The sequence below is a fragment of the Candidatus Paralachnospira sp. LCP21S3_A2 genome (assembly GCF_052118925.1).
GTDB lineage: Bacteria > Bacillota > Clostridia > Lachnospirales > Lachnospiraceae > Lientehia.
Genome location: NZ_JBQKGG010000008.1, coordinates 79,871 through 102,220, shown reverse-complemented (window position 1 = coordinate 102,220; position 22,350 = coordinate 79,871). Strand labels below are relative to the sequence as shown.

The following is a 22,350-nucleotide window of genomic DNA, read 5'->3' as shown; positions in this document are numbered from 1 at the left end:
ATATCATGGATATCAACTACACTTCCGGTCGCAAACTCAACAAGGCTCTTATTAACCGGCTTGCAACTTGTGAGTATATATCTGAACACCGGAACCTTTTTATTACCGGTGTTACAGGCTGTGGTAAGACTTACATGGCCTGTGCCTTTGGCATGGAGGCATGCAAGCGGTATTACAACACCAAGTATGTCCGACTTCCGGATCTGCTCATTGATCTGGAAATCGCAAGGACAGAAGGTAACTATCGAAAGGTCATGGTTAAATACGCTAACCCGTTGGTTCTCATTCTTGATGAATGGCTTCTTCTAAAACCAACGGAAGCCGAGCAGAAGGATATCTTTGAACTCCTTCATCGAAGACGCAAGAAATCATCTACGATTTTCTGCTCTCAGTATGAATTCGAAGAATGGTATGATCAGCTTGGTGGTGATGACAGTCCTCTTGCAGATGCAATCATTGATCGTATTGCCCATGACAGCTATCGAATAAATATCACAAGCATTGATGCGGAACATGATCGATCAATGCGAGAAGTATATGGCTTGGATAAAGCATTACGCGAGTAAACTCGCATATTTATTGTGGCTCACTCCGTCTGGACAGGTGGCTCACGTTACACTGGACAGGCGGCTCTGCCGCACAAGAATATTCATATAATTGGTCTTATTTCAGAAGGTATAGCTCAATATGGAATAGATACTATTTTTTTCTGCGGTTGTAAAAGAATTGTATCGAAAAGGTGAAACCAAAGAACAGCTATTACAGAAAATTGGGAGATATCCGATTTCAAAGGATTTAAAAAGAAAATTGAAAGAACACGTAGAAAAGGCATGAGGAGGACATTCAACCGATTTTACTTATTGATGATTAAGATCGACTATTTATAGGGTATGGTGAAGAATATCCAGATTTGTGTGTTTTGCATTATAAATAACCGAATGTAATTTGAATTAAAGCTGTAAAAATCTACGTTGAATTTTACAGCTTTTTGTGTATAATAGAAGTAACAGAAACAATTTAAAATCAAAGGAAGGAGCTGAAAGAATATGGCAAATATTTTACCAGTGTCTGATTTGAGAAATTATAATGAAGTTCTGAAGAACTGTCATAAAGGAGAACCAGTATATCTGACAAAGAATGGCAGAGGACGTTTTGTAGTTATGGATATTGAAGACTATGAGCGTGATCGTGCAGAGAAAAAGCTTCTCCTGAAGTTGCAGGAAGCTGAAGAAGCAGTGAAAGATGGCGAAGGTTGGCTGGATCTGGACGAACTGAAAGCACTTGTGGGGGAATAAGATGTTAAAACTGCGGATCAATCCGATTGTTGCGAGGGATCTTAAGAATATTCGGGATTACATTGCTGAAGATAATGAAGAGTATGCAGCAAAGACCATACAGGAAATTTACGGTAAATTTGAGAACCTTCAGATGTTTCCAGGAATGGGTTCAGATCTTTCAAAACGAGTCAGCTTTCGGACGGACTATAAATATGCAATATGGGAAGATTATGTGATTATTTACAAAATAGGAAAAGAATATGTAGAGATTTATCGTGTAGTTAATCGGTATCAAGATATTACAAGAATTTTTGAGTGATAAATCAATATCACCGTCATCCTCCTTGCGAGGATGTGAGTTGAAATGTCTCCACATACATAACAGAGTTTACATCTCTAGTCATCCTCCTTGTGAGGATGTGAGTTGAATTTTTTTAAATTTGGACTGGTGGTGCTATAATATAAATAGTACAAGTCAAAATGAGAATTTTTTATTACTTATTTTGCGATACTGTATATGTATCGCACTGAAGGAGGATCTCATTATGGCAAAACACTATGATAAACAATTCAAGATAGATGCAGTCCAGTACTATCATGATTACAGAGATTTAGGACTGCAGGGTTGTGCTTTAAACTTAGGAATCAGCCAGCAGTCTTTATCTCGCTGGCAAAAAGAACTGCGCGAAACAGGAGATATTGAAAACCGTGGCTTTGTAACTATGCTTCTGATGAAGCAAAAGAAATTGCACGTTTAAAGCGTGAACTACGTGATGCTCAGGATGCGCTCGATGTATTAAAAAAGCAATCGTGATTATGACTACAGGAGCCAATGAATCAGATACCAGTTCAGTTGAAGCGCGAAGCAGAATATGAGCAGCAGAGTTTATTCTTATAATGGCTCAGAGGAGAGATAGAAAGATGCAAGTATTTGTTGATGCAGATGCCTGCCCAGTAGTCGGTATTGTTGAAAAAATTGCAAAAGAGCATAAGGTTCCGGTAACATTACTGTGCGATACGAATCATGTCCTGTCATCAGATTATAGTGAAGTTATTGTTGTCGGTGCAGGAGCAGATGCGGTAGATTATAAACTGATCAGTATCTGTTGTAAGGGTGATATTGTCGTATCACAGGACTACGGTGTTGCGGCAATGGCGCTGGGGAAAGGTGCTTATGCCATTCATCAATCGGGGAAATGGTACACGAATGACAATATTGATCAGATGCTCATGGAACGTCATCTGAATAAAAAAGCTCGAAGAAGTTCCCATAAGAATTATATTAAGGGACCGAAAAGACGGACAGAGGAAGACGATGAAAGATTTGCACAGTCTTTTGAAAAAATGCTTTTGATGGCTCAGGAGAAACTTCAAATGAATAATAAAAAAATGGGGACAGGAGAAATGCTGTTATGAAAACTTTGGGAAACATTCTCTGGTTTATATTTGGAGGATTGCTGGGTGGACTGGCATGGATTTTTGCAGGATGCATATGGTGTATTACAATAGTTGGAATCCCAGTGGGAGTGCAATGCTTTAAATTTGCATCACTGGCATTCTGGCCTTTTGGAAAAGAAATTGTGTATGGAAATGGAATGTTTTCATTTCTGGTGAATTTAATCTGGATTCTGTTCTTTGGCTGGGAAATGGCACTCGGAAATCTGATAATTGGTTTCGTATGGTGTATTACGATAATTGGAATTCCATTTGGAAAGCAATTTTTTAAGATGGCAAAACTTTCTTTTATGCCATTCGGGGCAAGTGTGATAGGGCATGCGGACGGTGGAATTTACTTTTGAAAGTTTCGGGAAAACAGTCTTCCGTTTTTCCTCATTGATTTTTCCCTGTATTCTGTTATAATAGACACAGCAGTTTGAATCACGGACTAAACCTCGGAAAGGTCTGTACAACAGGCTTTTCCGGGGGTTCTTTTGTGTTTGCAGGAGAGACGGCGGAAGGCCGGGAACTGTCGGAGGTGTTAAGAAAACAGGTGAAAATCATGAAGATACCGGGAAAAAACTTGTCATTTTCGAAACGGTGTGTAAAATAGAGGTTATGAGAAAAGAAGAAATGAGAAGCAAACTGAAAACGGTAAGTCTAAAGACCTGGCTGGAGATTCTTCTGCCGCCGGCCTTTACGTTTCTGGTAAATTCTTTGGTATACTGGGGAGCGCCGCTTCTTCGGACGGGAATTCCAGTTCATAACCTGTCCGGCAGACTGGATGAGCTGGTGCCGTTTCTGCCGCCGTTCATCATCGTATATTTTGGCTGCTATGCTTTCTGGGTGGTCAACTACCTGATCATCGCGGTGCAGGAAAAGGAGCATCGTTACCGGTTTTTTACGGCAGATCTGTATTCGCGCCTGATCTGTTTTGTCTGCTTTGTGCTGATTCCGACGACAAATACCAGGCCGGAGCTTTCGGGAAGCGGATTTTGGGTTGAAGCAGTCCGATTTCTGTACCGGGTGGATAAGCCGGTCAATCTGTTTCCGTCGATCCACTGTATGGCAAGCTGGTTCTGCTGCATCGGACTTCGCGGAAGAACAGGAGTCCCGAAATGGTATAAAATGGTTTCCGTGGTGATTACCGTTCTGGTGTTTATATCAACACTGGCGCTGCGCCAGCATGTGCTGATCGATGTGATCGGCGGCGTGCTCACGGCAGAGCTTACCTGGTTTGTCAGCAGACATACCGGAGGTTATCTTATCTATGAAAGAGTTGTGGAATCTTTGGCGGGAAAGATGAGCAGACTGTTCGGAAAGAGGAAGCATGGGAAATAAGAAAAAAATGATTTTCAATGTGGTCTTTCTGATCCTGGTATTTGTGGCAACGCTGTACGGCGTCTTTCGTGGCGAGGATCTGAAAGAGACCATCGAGGTGTTAAAAACGGTGAATCTGGTGTGGCTGATCCCCGGAGTGATCGGAGTGATGATCTTTATCTGGGGCGAGTCCATTATTATTCATTACATGATGCGGACCCTGGGAATCCGGCTGAAAAAGTGGACCTGCTTTCTGTTTTCGTCCATCGGTTTTTTCTTCAGCTGTATCACACCGTCTGCATCGGGTGGCCAGCCGGCACAGATTTATTATATGAAGAAAGAGGAGATTCCGATCCCTGTATCGACACTGGTGCTGATGATCGTGACGATTACCTATAAGTTAGTGCTGGTAATGATCGGCATTCTTCTGATAATCTTCGGACAGGGCTTTATTCATCAGTATCTGGGAGATGTGCAGTTTGTGTTCTACCTGGGAACCGGGCTTAATGTGTTTTGTGTGACATCTATGCTGATCCTGGTGTTCCATCCGGTTCTGGCAAGAGAAATCCTGGTGCGTGGAATGAAGCTGCTGGAAAAGCTTCATCTCATGAAACGGAAGCCGGCAAGACTGGAAAAGCTCAGTGCGTCCATGGATCAGTACCGGGCAACGGCGGTTTATCTGCGGGATCATAAGCTGGTTCTGGTTAAGGCCTTTGCTATCACGGTATTCCAGCGGTTTGCGCTGTTTTCAGCAACCTGGTTTGTCTATAAGGCATTTGGATTATCCGGCTATTCGGCGGCGGTTATTATGCTTTTGCAGGGAACCATCTCCGTGGCGGTGGATATGCTTCCGCTGCCGGGGGGAATGGGAATCAGCGAGCAGCTGTTCCTGATCATTTTCCTGCCGGTCTTTGGCAGCGAGCTTCTTTTGCCGGGCATGATTTTAAGCCGGGGACTGGGCTATTATACGGAGCTGATCCTCAGCGCACTGCTGACGATCGTGGCGAATTTTACGATAGGAAGAAAGAAACACGGAGGGGTGGAAAAGAAGTATGTTAGGAGTTTATGATTATACGGTGATACTCACTTATATGAGTCTGATGGTGTCCGTGGGTGGAATCCTGTTTTCTGTCAATGGACATCTGAACCTGGCAGTACTCTGCCTGGCGGTTTCGGGACTTTTGGATATGTTCGACGGAAAGGTTGCGCGGACGAAAAAGAACCGGACTGAGGTGGAAAAGAAATTCGGGATCCAGATTGATTCCCTGTCGGATATTGTGTGCTTCGGCGTTGGTCCGGCAGTGATCTGCTACTGTATGGGCATGAAGGGTGTGACGGGGATCCTGATTCTGCTGTTCTACGTGACAGCGGGGCTGATCCGTCTGGCCTGGTTTAACGTTTCAGAGGAGATCCGTCAGAATGAGACGGAGGAAAAGCGGAAATGCTATCAGGGACTTCCGATTACGTCCATGGCCATTGCGCTGCCGCTTCTGGTGGTGTTCCGGCCGCTTTTAGGAAAACGGGAATTTATGCTGAGCCTTCATGCGCTGGTGCTGATCGTGGGGCTTTTGTTTATCACAAATTTTAAACTGAAGAAACCTGGAAATTTAGTGATCAGCGGTCTGGTTATTGTTGTGGCAGCGGCAGTTTTACATATTCTGCATATCTGGTAGAAAACCAATCGCAGCGGGAGGAACCGGGCAAAACGAAGGCTGTCCGGCTTTCGGAGAATAAGAGGAGGATTTCATATGGCAGAGATCTGGTATGCGGACCGGAACGGAAAGAGAAAAAACGGAACGACCGGTCAGGATCGGCTGTTGGAATTTTTATACGGGCATCGGCTGACAAGAATACTTCTTCGTCCGCTGGTGTCACCTGTGGTGTCCCGCCTTGGCGGGGCATTTCTCGATTCGGGGATTTCCCGGATCTTTGTGGATTCCTTTGTGAAGAAAAACGGGATTGATCTGAGTCTCTATGAAAAGCAGACCTTTTCTTCTTATAATGAGTTTTTTACGAGAAAGATCCGGCCGGAGCTTCGTCCGGCAGATCCGGACAGACAGGTGCTCATCAGCCCCGGCGATGGAAAGGTAAGTGTTTATCCGATCCGAAAAAACGGGCGTTTCCTGATCAAGCATACCCGCTATACGGCAGAACAGCTTCTGGGAGACCGGATGCTGGCAAAACGCTATCAGGGCGGCTGGATTTATGTGATCCGTCTGACAGTGGACGATTATCATCGCTACTGTTATCCGGCAGATGGCGTGAAGTCAGAACAGAGAATCCTTCCTGGTGTGCTTCATACGGTGAATCCGGTGGCAAATGACTGTTATCCGATCTATAAAATGAACAGCCGGGAATATTGTCTGTTAAAGACAAAGCAGTTCGGAACGCTGGTTTTAATGGAGGTGGGAGCTTTAATGGTCGGACGGATCTGTAATAACGATCCGGGAAAACAGAAGGTGACACGCGGAGCAGAAAAGGGACGGTTTGAATTTGGCGGATCAACGATCATCGTCATGACGCAGCCGGGGGTTGTGGAGCCGGATCAGACGCTGCTTGTTCATTCGGCAGAGCAGATGGAAACCCTGGTAAAGCAGGGAGAATCGCTGGGAAGGAGTAAAAAAATTCCCGGAGCACGTTAAAAACTGCCGAATTTCCAAAATACCAGGAAATACCGGCAGACGAAACCGCTGCACCGAGAAAAATAGGCTGTTTCAAAAAATGAAGCTGGCTGTAAAAATATTTAGATAAATAATAGTTGGATAAATGCTTCTTCACAGGCTGGATACAGGCCATAAAAGGGGACAATAGACCGGAAAATCTTTCGTCTGTGAAGAAGCGATACAGAGCAAAAACGGAGAATCATCAAAACAGCAGGCTATAACTGGGCGGGAGTATAGACCGGGGATCTGTTCCTGTGAGCTTCGCTTTCAAAATTCTCTGTGTATGCATTTATCATAAAAGGTTGGAAGAGAAAAAACAAGGGAATCTGCACAAGCGGTCAAAAATCCGCACAAGCGGTAAGCGGAAACACTGAAATTGAACGATTTAAGAAGAAAATTAACGAATAAACATGAAATTGCGCGAATTGTACAATTAAATTCAAAAAAAATATCGGGGGGGGTACAAAAGAAACAGTAACAAGGGAGCTGATACAGGCATTGACAGATCTTTGATATGGAAAAATGTTCCAAAATACTTGAAAAAACAGGAAATATATGATATTATATTTACCATAAGGGGGGGCTATTGATCCTGATTCCAGGGAAAAGAAAATCTGGGCACATAAGATAAAGAATTGTGTGACAGTTTATTTTTTCTTGTGGATGGGAGGCAATAGTTCTTTTTTGTTTGTTTTCCGGCGAAAAACCATCTCGGAGGGAGGGAAAAGAGAAGGGTTCTGGAACGTCGTTGAATACATATAGGCCAGAAGGGCGGACTGGCGGTGTCAGAGAGGGACTGACACAAAACGAAACAGCTTTTATAAAAAAAGGAAAGGAATGATGGTATGAAGAGTAAGTGGAAAAAACTATGGTCCGTGCTTCTTACAGTTATCATGACGGTTTCTCTGCTTTTGCAGCCGGGCTTCGGAATCTATGCGGCTGAAAACGGGGATACCGGGAGCAGTACCTCACAGACAGTGGCAGATCCGGTCACCATTGATAAATGGATCTGGACCCAGGGGAAAAATACCGCTACGATGGGAAGAATCTGGGCGGACAAGTCGGTCAGCTCCGATTCCATAACATATGGGAATCATACAAAGCTGACCGTTGAAAAGAGCGAAGCCGCCGATTTTCTGGTGGCACTGTCGGCACTGTCCTCGACTCAGCCAATGGAATCAGAAACACCGGTACCGCTGGATATTATCATGGTACTGGATGTATCAGGAAGTATGGATGATCCGTTTGGCAGAAATGACTCGACGAAGAGACTGACCGCGTTAAAAAATTCGGTGAATGCCTTTATCGATCTGGTAGAAGAACGGAATAAAAGCGAGGCAATTACCGACGACAGTCAGAAGAGCCGGATATCACTGGTACAGTTTGCCGGAAAAAAGAAAGATTCTGAATACTATGAAGACGGAAACAGAATCCAGCCGTCGAAGGTGCTGAACAGTTTTACGGTCTGTGATACCAATGGTGCAGACAAATTAAAAAGAAGCGTCAGCGGACTGCGTGCCGCAGGCATGACCCGCGCAGACTATGGCATGAGTCTTGCAGAAACGGAAATGGACAGTAGTGCCCGTAAAGACGCACATAAGGTTGTGATCTTCTTTACGGACGGTGCGCCTTCGTCATTCAGTTCGTTTGATTACAGTGTTGCCAAGGGAGCGGTTGAATCGGCAAATCGTATGAAGGCCTCCGGGACCACGGTTTATACCATTGGTATTTTCAGCGGAGCAGATACGTCCGATACGAGTAAAAAGGAAAATCAGTTCATGCATGCGGTTTCCAGTAATTATCTGACTCCCAGCGTGTCCACCGGGAGCTATTTGACAGATCCTAAAATTACTCTTGGAACCCGTGTGGCCGGTTCGGAGTATTATCTGAAATCTGAGAATGCAGAAGGACTGATGAAGAACTTTGAGGATATTTTCACCAAGATCACGGTAACTGCGTATGCACCGACGGAGATCGGGGGTGATAACCCGTCCCAGAGCGGTTATGTGACCTTTAGGGATGAGCTGGGCGCCTTTATGGAGGTTGCCGATTTCAATGCGGTAGCTTATGGCGATCATATTTACAAAGTACATGAAAAAGGCGAAGCGGAAACGCTGGCCAACGGGAATGTTCGGTATCGTTATACCTTTACGGAGGAGGCGAAGCAGCCGGCCAACTCCATTTATGCCGACGTGGATCTTCGGAACATTCTGATCACGGTCACGAAGAAGCAGGACGGCTCCGGAGATCTGGTAGAAGTAAAGATCCCTGCCACCATGCTGCCGTTATGGTCGTATGAAGTAAAAACTGACAAGGCAGAAAAGACCACGTTAACGATTACCGATACGGATCCCATTAACGTGTTCTATTCGGTACAGCTTCAGGACGGCGTGCGGGAGGCCATCGAGCAGGGAAATCCCATCGGGATCGATGCGCTGAACGAAACCCAGAAGCAGGCACTGAAAACATATGTGGCAGAGCATACGGATGAAAACGGAATGTTTTATCTGTATTCCAATCTCTTTACCGGAACGAAGGGAAGCGACGAAAATGGAAGAATCAACGGCGATACGGAGGTAACCTTCTCGCCGGCGACCACGAACTCCTTCTATTATTATACAGAGGATACGCCGCTTTATATCGATCAGAGTTGTACGACACCGGCATCGGGAGCGGTGGAGTTTGGAAAGACCTATTATTACAAATGGTCTTATTATGATAACAAGCTTCTGGATGATGATCCCAATGCGGACATTCTGGTGAATGGATCGATCAGATTTCAGCTGAACGAGGGCAATGATACCTCGGTGATTGGAAATGATGCAGACGGAAATCTGTATGTTAAGAAGGGAACACTGAAGGGCAGTATGCCGCGGGCGCTGGATAATCAGCTCGGTGGAAAGGATGAGAATACAACCGATACTGCGGGAATGCGAATCAATTTTGAATGGCAGATTGAGGACGGCATCGCGCATCTGTTCCTGGGCAATAATGGCCGGCTTGGATTTGCAGCGGCAGGAGACCTGCAGATCACCAAAAATGTGGAAGCAGAGACAGGAATGAATCCCAATACAGAGACGGAGTTTTCGATTGTCGTGAACTTCTATGATCCTGAGGGAACGGAGTTTTCTGATTCCAGGAATTATGAATATACCATCAGCAGAAAGTCCGAAACAGGAGAAAACGGCGATGCCGAGGAGGGAGCAGGCAGTAATTCTGCGGCAGCAGAAAGTGCTGAGACGAAAACCATCAGCAGCGGCGGAACGATCACGTTAAAGGCCGGTGAAACGGCAAAGATCCGAAATCTTCCGGCCGGAACGAAGTATCAGATCAGTGAGCCGGTGGTTCCCGATGCATACCAGTTAAAGGAAATAACAAACGGGACAGGAACCATCGAAGCCGGAAAGGTTGATGAGGAAGCACCGGAGGCAGTTGTTACCAATACCTATGATCCGGAGCCTTATGTGACACCGGGAGATCCTGCTGATACAGAGGATGTATTCCGGGCAAAGAAGGCGTTAGTACATGCAGACTGGGAGGATGGACTTTCCTTTACGTTCCGTCTGCTTGCGTTGAATGAAGCGAATCCTCTGCCGGACGATGCCGAGGTGTATACACTGGAGTCCCAGGCGAATGGAACCGCTTACCGTTATGTGGAAACAACGGTAAACAGCAGTGCGCCTGTCAGCTTTGGAACGATTACGTTTACAAAGCCAGGTGTATACGAATATGATATCCTTGAGTATATTCCGGAAAGCACCGGAAAGATACCAGGCTACGTCTATTCAACGGCCGTGTTCCGTGTGACCGTTACGGTTGCCGACGACGGGGAAGGGCATCTGTATTGTGCATCGAAGACGATTGCACTGGTGCAGCCCGGAAATGACAGTCTGGTAGATGAAGCAGACGGAATTCCGAAATTCAACAATGTATTTGATGCGGTGGAAGAATCGGTCAACCTGAAAGCAAAGAAAGTGTACCGCGATCCCTCCGATGCGACAAAGCTGGAGGCCGGACAGTTTACCTTTGAGGTATCGGCTGTCTCCGGACAGAAGGCGGATGGGACAGCAATTGATCAGACGGAGATCCCCATGCCGGAGGATGAGAATGGAAACCGCATTGTTACGGCATCGAATCTGGAAGATGGAGATATCGTATTCCGTGAGATCACGTTTGATGAGAACGATATCGGAAATACGTATTTTTATGAGATGAAAGAAGCCGTGCCCGCCGATGCCGATAAGGTACCCGGCATGCAGTACAGCAGTCAGGTTTACCGGGCAAAGGTGGTAATCGGCAAAGAGGTTTCCGGAGAAGAATCGCAGACCGTGATCGTGAAATCCACGATTACGTATCTGAAGCAGGATGCAGACGGAAACTGGGTGTCCATGGGCGGTGAGTACGGAAATGTGATTTTCCAAAACGAACTGGAGACCGTTCCGGCCACGCTGGAGGGTGATACAGCACTCGGTGTAACCAAGACTTTGACCGGACGGGAATGGAAGGAAACTGATGAATTCACCTTTACTCTGACCGCAAAGGATAACGCACCGATGCCGGCCGAGGGCGGAGAAACCGCTGTGGTTCGCGGAAGTGCAGGCGGAAACGATCCGATCCAGGCATTCTTCGGCCCGATCACCTATCACAAAGTCGGAGCTTATCAGTATACGATCACTGAAAATGACACAGAGCTCGGCGGGATCACAAAGGATCCCAGAACGGTAAATGTAACGGTTCAGGTAACCCTGAAGGCAGGAACAAACGAGCTGGAGGCAGCAGTTCTCTATGACGGAGCAGAAGAAAAGCCGATGTTCCGGAATACATATGCCACCACACCGCTGGCTGAAAATACGAATACGCTGTTTAAGGTACAGAAGGTCCTGTCCGGAAGAGAATGGAAAGATACTGACTCCTTCCAGTTTATCCTGACCGGTGAGGACGGAGCGCCGATGCCGGACCGAGACATGGTGTGGATCAACGAGTATCAGTCCGGACAATCAGTACAGATTGGTGACACGGTGATCTATGACGCGGCCGGAACCTATGTTTACTATATTACGGAGCAGACCGGAAGCATTGGCGGGATCACCTACGACAGAACCAAATATAAGGTGGCTGTTGAAGTGACTGACAACGGCGACGGAACCTTATCGGCAGCCCCTGGCTATTTCGTTGTCGGTGAGAACGGAGAGGAAACTCCTTATACGCCGGAAACAGCCAGCACGGTAGTCTTTACAAATACCTATCGGGCCGGATCGGTTACGCTGAGCGGTGAGGAAAATCTGAAGGCAGAAAAGATTCTGACCGGTCGTGACTGGGGCGAGAATGAGACCTTCCGGTTTGAACTGGCGGCAATCAGTACAACGGCTGATGAAGAAAACGCTGTGATTCCCATGCCGGCAGGTGCGCAAAACGGAAAAGCGATCCTGGAGCTGACCAAGGCAGACCAGAGTGGAAGCTTTGGAGATATCTCCTATCAGACGCCCGGAACGTATGTATATACCATTTCAGAGCAGGAAACCGGAAATGCGATAACCTCCTGGGATAAGAGTGTCTATACCATAACGGTAACCGTGACCGATGACGGAAGCGGAACCTTAAAGGCTCAGGCAGTTATGCGGAAGGACGGAACGGAGATCGGCGGAAAGACTGCGGTCTTTACCAATGGATACGATGACAGCACCGATCAGCCGGTCAAAACGGTTTCAAAAGAAGAAAACGGAACAAAGACGCTGATTGACGGAGCTATGGTGGGCGTTGGTGATATCCTGACCTATGAGATCCAGTGGAAGAATACTGCCATGGACGAAACAGGAGCTTATGCTCCGGCAGATGTGGTGATCACGGATCAGATTCCGGCAGGAACTGCACTGGTTTCCGGCAGCCTCAGCAACGGCGGCGTAAATGAAAACGGTATGATCACCTGGACGTTAAAGAACCAGGCGGCAGGGGCATCGGGAACGGTTTCTTTCCAGGTGAGAGTTCTGGAAAGTGCGGCAGCCGTATCACCGATCACCAATCAGGCATCGGTAACGATCGGAGATCATGATCCGAAGGTGACCAACACGATCACCAACTATGTACCGGAAAAGTCGGTGGCTGCGGTGACAGATCAGCAGGAATACCGGCCCGGGGATTTGCTGACGTATCAGATCCGGTTCCACAATACGGAGGGGGAAGACGCGGAAGCAGTTGTTAAGGATATCCTTCCCGATGGACTGAGCTATGTGACCGGAAGCGCGAAAGTACAGATCAATGGCGGCAGCGGAGCTCAGACAGAGCCTGTACTGTCCGGACAGACGCTGACCTGGAATCTCACAGGACTTTCGGAGAACGCGGAAGTGACGGTAATTTTCCAGGCAAAGATCGAGGACGGTGCTCCGGCACAGATCCGGAACCGGGCCTTTGTGAATGAGTATCAGACGAATGTCGTTCCCACTACGGTTACGCAGCTTGGAAGTCTGACGATTTCCAAGGAAGTACAGACAACCCTGACCAATGTAGACGGAACCGCAGCGGCCATCGATGCCGATAAGGAATTTACATTCCGGATCAGCTTCTGGGACAGCGAGAATCATGAGCTGACAGAGGAATTCCCCATCTCCGGCGGACGGACAGTGAAATCCGGGGATTCCATCACGCTGAAGCACGGCGAGAGCCTGACGATCCTTGGAATTCCGGAGGGCACCCGCTATACGGTTACAGAGGATGCGGCTGCCGGATATACGGCAGATGAGACCGTAAAGACCGGAACGGTACAGGGAAATACAGCGGATACCGTAATGTTTGTCAATACCTACAGAACGGAAACTCTGACAAAGAATACCAGTGAGCTGTTTAAGGTACAGAAGCTTCTGGAAGGACGCAGCTGGAAAGACAGCGACCAGTTTACCTTTACGCTCAGCGGCATAGGAAATGCACCGCTGCCTGATGAGAAAACGGTGGTGATCGGAGCCGGACAGGCAGATCATAAGGGTCAGATCGGTACCTCTGTGAACTTTGATGCAGTCGGAACATATGTGTATGAGATCACAGAAGCAGCCGGAGCTATCGGCGGAATCACCTATGATACAACGAAGTATCAGGTGGTGGTAACGGTAACAGACAAGGGTGACGGCACACTGGAAGCATCGGCAGTATATGCGACAGTTACTGAAGGCGGAGAGCTGGCACCGTATGAGGCTGTGGATCATACCGTGGTCTTCACCAACATCTACAAGGCCGGATCGGTGACGCTGGACGGCGAAACCAACTTAAAGGTATCCAAAACCCTGACCGGCCGTGCATGGGAAGATGAGGAAGCATTCCAGTTTAAACTGACCGGAACCGATGGCCCGGATGGCATCGAGATTCCCATGCCGGAGTCGGATACGCTGACCCTTACGAAGGCAGCACCCAATGGTTCATTTGGATCCATCACGTATACGGAGCCGGGAAGCTACCGTTACCGGATCGAGGAAATGGAAACCGGAAATGCCGGAATCACCTGGGATAAGAGTGTTTATCTCGTAACCGTAACGGTGACCGATGACGGAAGCGGAAGCCTGAAGGCAGAAGCCGTGATGACGAAGAACGGCGAGAGCGTATCCGGTGCAGATTTTACAAACGTCTATGATCCGGACGGAGATCAGCCGTTAAAGGACGTGACGAAGGAAACAGACGGAACAAAGATGTCCGTCAACGGAACCCTGGTGGGTGTGGGAGAAATCCTGACCTACGAGATCCGGTGGAAGAATTATGAAACAGATGGAAAAGGAAACTATGCGCCTGCGACTGTGGTGATCACGGATCAGATCCCGGCCAATACCGAGCTGGTGGAGGGCTCCGTTGACAACGGCGGAAGCTATGCAGATGGAACGATCACATGGACCCTTGAAAATCAGGATCCGGGAGCAGAAGGAACCGTAAGCTTTCAGGTGAAGGTTCTGGAGGGTGCGGCAGGTGCACCGATCAACAATCAGGCAGAGGTCAAGGTCGGGGAGCGCGATCCCAGACAGACCAACATGACCAGCAATGAAGTGCCCGGAAAGTGGGATATTACCGCAGAAGGCAAGCATAAGCCGGGAGATGAGCTGACCTATCAGATCATGTTCAAAAATACCAAGGGTGCAGAGGCGGCAGCCGTTGTGAAGGATCTGCTTCCGGAGGGACTGTCCTATGTGACCGATTCTGCCCGGGTAAGCTTTAACGGCGGAACTGAAACCGAAGCGGAACCGGAGGTATCGGGACAGACGCTTACCTGGAACCTGAGTGCCATTCCGGAAGAGGCAGCTGTGAAGCTGACCTTCCGTGCACAGATCAATGCGGATGCAGCGGAGCTGGTGGAAAATACCGCTTTTGTCGATGACCATCAGACCAACGTGGTTCCGACTGAGATCACGCAGCTTGGAGATCTGACGATCACCAAGGAAATAGAGACAACACTGAAAAACACAGACGGAACTGAGGCGGCAATCGATACGGAGCGGGTATTCGACTTTACCATTCGGCTGACCGATGAAAACGGAGACGAGCTGACAGACGGATATCCGACCAATGACAACCGGATGCTTCATTCCGGAGATACGATCATGCTGAAGCATGGGGAAAGCCTGACGATCAGGAATATTCCGGCAGGCTCCCAGTACACCGTGAACGAGGCGGCAGCCGACGGATATACGGCAGATGAGACCGTAAAGACCGGAACGGTTCACAGTCGGGAAACTGCAGCGGCGGCATTTGTGAATACGTACCATGCAGATACTCCGGCAGCAGTTGTGCTCCACGGAAGCAAGAATCTGACTACCAGTCAGGGAACCGAAAAAGTCCTTTCAGACGGACAGTTTACCTTTAATGTTTATCAGGATCAGGCCTGCACGGCGGCCAGTCTTGTGACCTCGGCGAAGAACCGGGCGGATGGAACCATCGAGTTCCCGGAAATCCGACTTTCACAGGTGGGAACCTATACCTGGTATATGAGCGAGGTGGACAGCGGACAGGGCGGTTATGTATATGACAAGGCTCTTTACCGCGTAACGGTGACCGTATCGGATCAGAAGGATGGTACGCTGGCAGCGTCCGAACCGGTTTACGAAAAGCTGACAGAGAATCAGTGGCAGGCAGTGGATGCAGCGGTATTTACCAATGATTATCATGCCGATCAGCCGGAGACCGATACCTTTGATCTGGAAGTGAAAAAGTCCCTGACCGGACGGCAGATGGAGGAGGGAGAATTCTTCTTCACCATCGAGGATGAAAACGGACAGATCGTCGGAACAGCAGAAAACGGTGCAGACGGAAGCGTACGCTTTAACGGAATCGGTCTCAATGCCGTACAGGAGCAGTATACGCTGCTGAGGACACAGCTGGAGGCGCTTCAGAAGGCAGAGACAGAAGCTGAAAACGAAAAGGTTCCGGAGACTGGAGCCGGGACCGGAGCCGAAACGAACGGATCGGACAGCGGAAACGCTCCGGCGAAGACCGAAGATGCGGTCGAGAGTCCGGAAGCTGAAAAAACATCGGAGCCCGAAAACGGGGCTGGAGCTCTGAAGGGAGAAGCACCGGAGCCCGAAAACGGAGCAGAGGCTCTGAAGGGAGAAGCACCGGAGCCCGAAAACGGAGCAGAGGCTCTGAAGGGAGAAACACCGGAACCTGAAAACGGAGCAGAGGAGCTGAAGGGAGAAGCAGCCGCTCAGGCTGACCTCGAAGCGGACAAAGCGGCTGAAATTGAGCCGGCTAAAGAGAATAAAGCGGAAGGAAAGAAGGAAGAAGCTGTATCAGAAAATAAGAGTGCTTCTGAGCTGTCCGGTCACATGGCCATTGCGCAGGCAGCCGGAGCGCCTCCCATGAGAGTGGTTACAGAGGAAGAGGCAGCTCTTGCCGAAACCATGAACGGTCTCATGATCCGCTGGTATACCATCCGCGAAGCGGCAGGAAACCGCGGCGGCGTGACCTATGACCCCACCGTTTACAAGGTGAAGGTGCCGTTGGTTGATGACGGAGAAGGAACTCTGACCTTTGATACAGAGCATATTCAGTACTTTGCCGAGGATGGTGTAACAGAGCTTACCAGGGAGCAGGTGGAATTTAAGAACAGCTATGTTTCCAATGAAGGTAAGGGAGTGGATCTTACCATCACAGCAAACAAGTTCCTTGCGGGACGGATCCTAAAGGATGGAGAATTTACCTTCGTTCTGACCGACGAACAGGGGAATACGGTAACTGCAGTCAATGATGCAGACGGACGGATACTCTTTACCTTCCATTTCGATGACCAGGACGGAACCGGCGTGCAGGAGACTCACACCTATACGCTGACCGAGGTCAACGACGGACAGGACCGGATCACCTACGATACGGCTGAGCATACGTTTACCGTGACGGTTTCCGATGACGGCGAGGGCTATTTGACGGCAGAGGTATCGGAGCATCAGGCACTGGAGTTCCATAATACCTACACACCGGCAGAACCGCCTAAGGAGCCGACTCCCAAGCCGCCGGTTACGCCTCAGACACCGAGTAAGCCGACGCCCGCAAAGCCGACGCCTGTGACAACCGCACCGGCGACCGGTGATGAAACCTCCTTCCTGAAATTCCTGCTTCTGTTAGCAGGAAGCGGCGTGGCCATGCTCGGAGCCTGGTTCAGTGCCCGGAGGAAGAAGGACTCATAAGCTTTCATAGAAGTATAAAAAAATAGAAATAGTTAAGCGGAACCCGTGGAGATCGTGAATAATGGAATCCACCGGGTTCCGCTTCTGTGTCTGGACAGGGCAGAAGTATGAAAAGCGAAGAGAAAAGAAATGCCGGGAGCGGAACAAAAGCGAAAATGCTTATCCACGGAACCGGTTTACGCAGGCGAAGAGCTCCTGCAGCCTTGGCATGGCCATAAAGGGCGGACAGGAGGGGTTGGTGACGGATTCCAGACCGTCGTCTGTTACCTGCTTATACAGAGCCGTTAGCCGGTCTGCCAGCGGCTTGTCTGAGGCAGGCTGTTCCAGAAAGGTAAGGAGCAGATGGCCCAGGGCACGAACCTGTTCCTCATCACTGAGCTGCTCCACATAACGGAGATCGACAAACTCTTTGTCTATTGAGAAACCGTCGGTTCCCTGCGTCCGGATCTTTACCGGGCGGAGGGCGGAGCCGTGCCGGTTATTTCGTGTTTTCCATGAACGGGAAAGGCGGACAGACGGGAAGTGCGTTTCCGAACCGGGTGAAAAGGCTCTGGAAGAGCCGGGTTCTGCTTCAGCGGTTGTTTTCTGTCCGTCTGAGAGCGCACCGGTCTGATAAAACCGTTCGGCTTCCTCGTGGGCCCGTTCGGTGATATCGTGAGCTTCATACTGGTCCATCTGGATCACGCAGTCTGCCGGCTGAAAGAAAGCACCGGAGCTTCCCACAACCAGGATCGTGGAAATTCCGAGGTCGGTAAATAAGGGGCGGATCCGGGCAAGAAACGGCGTGATGGGTTCTTTATCAGGGGCGATAACCCGCTTCATCAGCTCGTCCCGCACCATGAAGTTGGTTGCACAGGTATCCTCATCAATGAGGAATAAACGGGAACCGGATTCGATCCCTTCCATAACACCGGCTGCCTGGGAGGTGCTTCCGCTGGCATCGGCGGTAGAAAAGCAGGTAGTGTCCTTACCGCCCGGAAGATGATTGATGAATGGAGAAATATCCACATTCCGGACGCTTCTTCCTTCTTCAGCACGGAGCTTGACTGCGGAAGCGTCGGTCACAACAAATTCCCTCCCGTCTCCGGCGATATGGTTATAGACACCGGCTTCCAGAGCTTTTAGCAGTGTGGATTTTCCGTGATAGCCGCCGCCGGTAATCAGCGTGATCCCGCGCCGGATGCCCATGCCGTTAACAGATCCGCAGTGAGGGAGGGGAATGGTGACGGAGAGAGAAGCCGGGCTTTTAAAGGGAACAGCATGGGCTAACGGTGTGTCGGAGACGCCGCTGGTTCGGGGGAGAATCGATCCGTCTGCTACAAAGGCGCAGAGGCTATGGGACGAAAGATACCGGCGGAGCGCCTGCTGATCTTCATAAAGCTCAATGGCTGCGATGAGTGCTTTTTCATCGGTATTTCGTTTATACAGGGCATCGCTGGCACAGCGGGGCAGATAGTCAAAGAGGATCTTTCGGAGCTCTTTGGCATTGATGGTACGCCCGTTGGCCGGGAAACCGACTTCAAAGCGCATGAGGATCGTATTGCCCTCCATGCTGCAGCCTGTGCGGCGAAGAACGGTTTGGCCACAGCGGGTGGTAAAGATGGCGCCGCTTTTTCCGGAGCCCTTTGCCTGGAAGGAATAACGGAGGACGGCCTTTTCAAACCTGCGGAGAAGAAAATCACAGAATGCACACATCCTGTCAGGTGTCATCCAGAGCTCCTCGGAGAATCCGGCCGCTTTTCCGTCAATCCGGATCGTTAAACGGGAGGGGGAACCAAAGGGATCCCCCTGGACGTGATCGATGGAGAGAATATAAGTATGGAACCGATAGCTTCCTTTTAACGTTTTATAGGCCGGATAGCTTTTCCGGTCGATGTCTCGGAGCATCTGCTCCAGATCTGCGGATGTTTTCATGATCGTTTACGGCATAAGCGCCTTATGTCAGGCGGTTCAGCCATACTCCTTTCCGGCAGCAGATTCTCTGCCGCATACTGATTTCTATTTTAACGCAAATCCGCGTCATCAGGCAAGAGCGAAAAAGGGAAAATAAACAGGAATGGAAGATGACAGGCTGAAAAAATACTTGCATTTCCGGACGCCTTATGATAAAATGATAAGGCTGAAAAAATGTCACGCAGATGGATTCTCAGGATGGTGCTGCGAAAGCAGTCTCCGGGGAAAAAGGAAATCTGCGGAAGATCAAACCACATGGAGGAAAAAAACATGAGCGTAATTTCTATGAAGCAGCTGCTGGAAGCAGGCGTACACTTCGGACACCAGACAAGAAGATGGAACCCTAAGATGGCTCCTTATATCTACACCGAGAGAAACGGGATCTATATCATCGACCTTCAGAAGTCTGTAGGCATGGTAGACGATGCTTACAAGGCTGTTGCTGATATCGCTGCAAACGGCGGAAACATCCTGTTCGTAGGTACAAAGAAGCAGGCTCAGGACGCAATCCAGGCAGAGGCAGAGCGCTGCGGTATGTTCTATGTAAACCAGAGATGGCTCGGCGGTATGCTGACCAACTTCAAGACCATCCAGAGCCGTATCCAGAGACTTCGTGCTATCGAGAAGATGCAGGAGGACGGAACCTTTGATGTACTTCCCAAGAAGGAGGTTATCGCTCTGAAGAAAGAGCTTGAGAAGTTAGAGAAGAACCTTGGCGGTATCAAGGACATGAAGAAGATTCCCGATGCAATCTTCATCGTTGACCCCAAGAAGGAAAGAATCTGCGTACAGGAAGCTCACGCACTGGGAATCACGCTGATCGGTATCTGCGATACCAACTGCGATCCCGAAGAGCTGGATTATGTAATCCCCGGCAACGATGATGCAATCCGTGCCGTTAAGCTGATCGTTTCCAAGATGGCAGACGCTGTGATCGAAGCAAAGCAGGGCGAGGAAGTAACCGAGGAAGCTGCAGAGGCTGAGGAGAACGCAGAGGCATAAAGAATTTTCCGGACATACCGAAAGAAAGGATGTAAGATTATGGCAGCAATTACAGCAGCAATGGTAAAAGAGTTAAGAGAAGAAACCGGCGCCGGCATGATGGACTGCAAGAAGGCACTGGCAGCCAACGACGGTAATATGGAAGCAGCCGTTGAGTTCCTGAGAAAGAACGGACAGGCTAAGGCTGAAAAGAAAGCAAGCAGAATCGCAGCTGAGGGTCTTGTAAAGACTGTGATTGACGGAAATAAGGCAGCAATCGTTGAAGTAAACTCCGAGACAGACTTCGTTGCCAAGAATGAAACGTTCCAGACATACGTTGCAGAAGTCGCTGCTCAGGCAGTTGCTTCCGATGCAGCAGATATGGACGCTTTCATGGCAGAGGCATGGAAGGCAGACGCTTCCAAGACGGTTAAGGATGCTCTGGTTGAGAAGATCGCCGTAATCGGTGAGAACTTAAAGATCAGACGTTTTGAGAAGATCGAAGAGAACAACGGCTGCATCGTGGATTACATCCACATGGGCGGCAAGATCGGCGTTCTTGTTGACGTTGAGACTGACGTTGTAAATGATGAGATCAAAGAGATGGCAAAGAACGTTGCTATGCAGGTTGCAGCTCTGAACCCCAAGTATGTGGACAGAAGCGAGATCAGCGAAGCGTATATTGCCCATGAGAAAGAGATCCTGATGGCTCAGATCCAGAACGATCCCAAGGAATCCCAGAAGCCTGCAAAGGTAATCGAGGGCATGATCAACGGCCGTATCAATAAGGAAATGAAGGACATCTGCCTGGTAGATCAGGTATATGTAAAGGCTGAGGACGGAAAGCAGACCGTTGGCAAGTATGTTGCAGAAGTAGCAAAGGCCTGCGGCGCAAAGGTTTCCATCAAGGGCTTCGTTCGCTACGAGACCGGTGAAGGCCTCGAAAAGAAGAATGATGACTTCGCAGCAGAGGTAGCCGCTCAGGCTGGAATGTAAGCGTTTGGCACAAGCACGGCGCATATAGAAGAGAGTCCCGATTGCAAGTTTACTTGCAGTTGGGACTCTCTTTATATGTATCGATTTTAGAATTGTTTTCGGCGGAACCTGCCCTGCGGCAAACAAATGTCTGCCGCAGGGGCGATCCACCGGAAGAAATGTGCCGGAGCACATTTACTGTCTGGTTAGCAGCCGCCGCATACGCAGGAGAGCAGCAGGATCCAGAGCAGGCAGTTACAGCTTCCGCCGTCACCGAAGCCATTGAAGCCGAACAGTCCGCCGCTGCCGCATCCGCAGCCATCGTTGCTTCCGCAGCCGCCGCAGGCGCAAAGAATCAGTAACAGGAATAACAGGTTGTTGCCGCAGGAGTTGCCGCCGCAGCCGCCGCTGCAGCCACAGTTGGTTGCTGCCAGATCACTCATAGGAAGATCCTCCGAAGATAGATTACAGTATAGGATATGTGGAAGGCTTGCCCTTGTTTCCGGGGCATACAACGTATGATTAAAATACTTCAGAGTTATTATGGAAGGTAGAAAACTTCTGCATGAGTTTTATTTTTTTAAGCGTTTTAATATAAATACTTGAAAAAAATAAGCAAACACCCTATAATAGAAGAGGTAGTCCGACAGGAGGATAAAAACGTGATGGATCATATTGATAGACAGATTGTCAGGATTTTACAGAAAAACGCAAGAACACCTTTAAAGGTGATCGCAGAAAAAGCATATCTTTCGTCCCCGGCTGTCTCGGCCCGGATTGAACGGCTGGAAAAAGCAGGGATCATCACCGGGTACACAGCCAGAGTCAATGAGGAAAAGCTGGGATATTATATTCTGGCATTTATTAATTTGGAAGTGCAGCCGAAGCAGAAAAGTGAATTTTATCCATTTATAGAAGCGTGTCCGAATGTGTTGGAATGTAACTGCGTGACGGGGCAGTTTTCCATGCTGATCAAGGTAGCATTCAAGAGTACAGTGGAGCTGGATCAGTTTATCGGACGGCTTCAGGATTATGGACGTACCAGTACCCAGATCGTATTTTCTACACCGGTAGGGCCCAGAGGAATCCAGATCA

General features: G+C 48.9%; 15 protein-coding genes and 1 pseudogene. 14 read left to right on the top strand and 2 right to left on the bottom strand.

The window, feature by feature from the left end; translation table 11 throughout:
- The 11 genes from ACTQ3K_RS07845 to ACTQ3K_RS07795 form a co-directional block, all read left to right on the top strand.
- Positions 1-566 (top strand): ATP-binding protein (locus ACTQ3K_RS07845; protein WP_441578593.1); only part of this gene is annotated, 566 nt, incomplete at its 5' end.
- Between the two features lie 480 nt (positions 567-1,046).
- Positions 1,047-1,295: a type II toxin-antitoxin system prevent-host-death family antitoxin gene (locus ACTQ3K_RS07840; protein ID WP_021905858.1), complete on the top strand. Its 249-nt coding sequence runs from the start codon at positions 1,047-1,049 to the stop codon at positions 1,293-1,295.
- A gap of 1 nt (position 1,296) precedes the next feature.
- Positions 1,297-1,596, top strand: coding sequence for a type II toxin-antitoxin system RelE/ParE family toxin (locus ACTQ3K_RS07835; RefSeq protein ID WP_441566867.1), 300 nt, complete (start codon positions 1,297-1,299; stop codon positions 1,594-1,596).
- 226 nt (positions 1,597-1,822) lie between these two features.
- The gene (locus ACTQ3K_RS07830; protein WP_441566869.1) at positions 1,823-2,035 is read left to right on the top strand and encodes a transposase; all 213 of its coding nucleotides are present in this window, start codon (positions 1,823-1,825) and stop codon (positions 2,033-2,035) included.
- 163 nt (positions 2,036-2,198) lie between these two features.
- Positions 2,199-2,693, top strand: a complete 495-nt coding sequence (locus tag ACTQ3K_RS07825; protein WP_441566871.1) for a YaiI/YqxD family protein — start codon at positions 2,199-2,201, stop codon at positions 2,691-2,693.
- Positions 2,690-3,076: a YccF domain-containing protein gene (locus ACTQ3K_RS07820; RefSeq protein ID WP_441566873.1), complete on the top strand. Its 387-nt coding sequence runs from the start codon at positions 2,690-2,692 to the stop codon at positions 3,074-3,076. The genes ACTQ3K_RS07825 and ACTQ3K_RS07820 overlap by 4 nt, the downstream gene beginning before the upstream one ends.
- Before the next feature lie 271 nt (positions 3,077-3,347).
- Complete coding sequence (locus tag ACTQ3K_RS07815) at positions 3,348-4,055, top strand: phosphatase PAP2 family protein (RefSeq protein ID WP_441566875.1); 708 nt, start codon at positions 3,348-3,350, stop codon at positions 4,053-4,055.
- Positions 4,045-5,103 (top strand): lysylphosphatidylglycerol synthase transmembrane domain-containing protein, encoded by a 1,059-nt coding sequence (locus ACTQ3K_RS07810; RefSeq protein ID WP_441566877.1) that lies wholly within the window; start codon positions 4,045-4,047, stop codon positions 5,101-5,103. The genes ACTQ3K_RS07815 and ACTQ3K_RS07810 overlap by 11 nt, the downstream gene beginning before the upstream one ends.
- Entirely contained in the window at positions 5,087-5,707 is a 621-nt protein-coding gene (locus tag ACTQ3K_RS07805; RefSeq protein ID WP_441566879.1) for a CDP-alcohol phosphatidyltransferase family protein, read from the top strand. Before ACTQ3K_RS07810 ends, ACTQ3K_RS07805 begins: the two co-directional genes overlap by 17 nt.
- Positions 5,708-5,782: 75 nt before the next feature.
- The gene (locus ACTQ3K_RS07800; RefSeq protein ID WP_441566881.1) at positions 5,783-6,676 is read left to right on the top strand and encodes a phosphatidylserine decarboxylase; all 894 of its coding nucleotides are present in this window, start codon (positions 5,783-5,785) and stop codon (positions 6,674-6,676) included.
- Positions 6,677-7,542: 866 nt separating this feature from the next.
- Entirely contained in the window at positions 7,543-17,346 is a 9,804-nt protein-coding gene (locus ACTQ3K_RS07795; protein ID WP_441566883.1) for a Spy0128 family protein, read from the top strand.
- Between the two features lie 159 nt (positions 17,347-17,505).
- Here the strand turns inward: ACTQ3K_RS07795 and ACTQ3K_RS07790 are convergent, their stop codons facing one another.
- The gene (locus ACTQ3K_RS07790) at positions 17,506-19,260 is read right to left on the bottom strand and encodes an ABC-ATPase domain-containing protein (protein ID WP_441566885.1); all 1,755 of its coding nucleotides are present in this window, start codon (positions 19,258-19,260) and stop codon (positions 17,506-17,508) included.
- A 309-nt stretch (positions 19,261-19,569) separates the two neighbouring features.
- On the opposite strand from ACTQ3K_RS07790, the gene rpsB reads away from it, so the two are divergent.
- Together rpsB and tsf are read left to right on the top strand one after the other, a co-directional pair.
- On the top strand, positions 19,570-20,301 hold the full coding sequence (rpsB, locus tag ACTQ3K_RS07785; protein WP_441566887.1) for a 30S ribosomal protein S2: 732 nt from the start codon (positions 19,570-19,572) through the stop codon (positions 20,299-20,301).
- Between the two features lie 39 nt (positions 20,302-20,340).
- Entirely contained in the window at positions 20,341-21,276 is a 936-nt protein-coding gene (gene tsf / locus ACTQ3K_RS07780) for a translation elongation factor Ts (protein WP_441566889.1), read from the top strand.
- Positions 21,277-21,461: 185 nt separating this feature from the next.
- Here the strand turns inward: tsf and ACTQ3K_RS07775 are convergent, their stop codons facing one another.
- Entirely contained in the window at positions 21,462-21,698 is a 237-nt protein-coding gene (locus ACTQ3K_RS07775; protein WP_441566891.1) for a chorion class high-cysteine HCB protein 13, read from the bottom strand.
- A 222-nt stretch (positions 21,699-21,920) separates the two neighbouring features.
- Here ACTQ3K_RS07775 and ACTQ3K_RS07770 point away from each other — a divergent pair.
- Positions 21,921-22,349: pseudogene (locus tag ACTQ3K_RS07770) on the top strand (Lrp/AsnC family transcriptional regulator); the annotation flags it as partial.
- Position 22,350 lies beyond the last annotated feature (1 nt).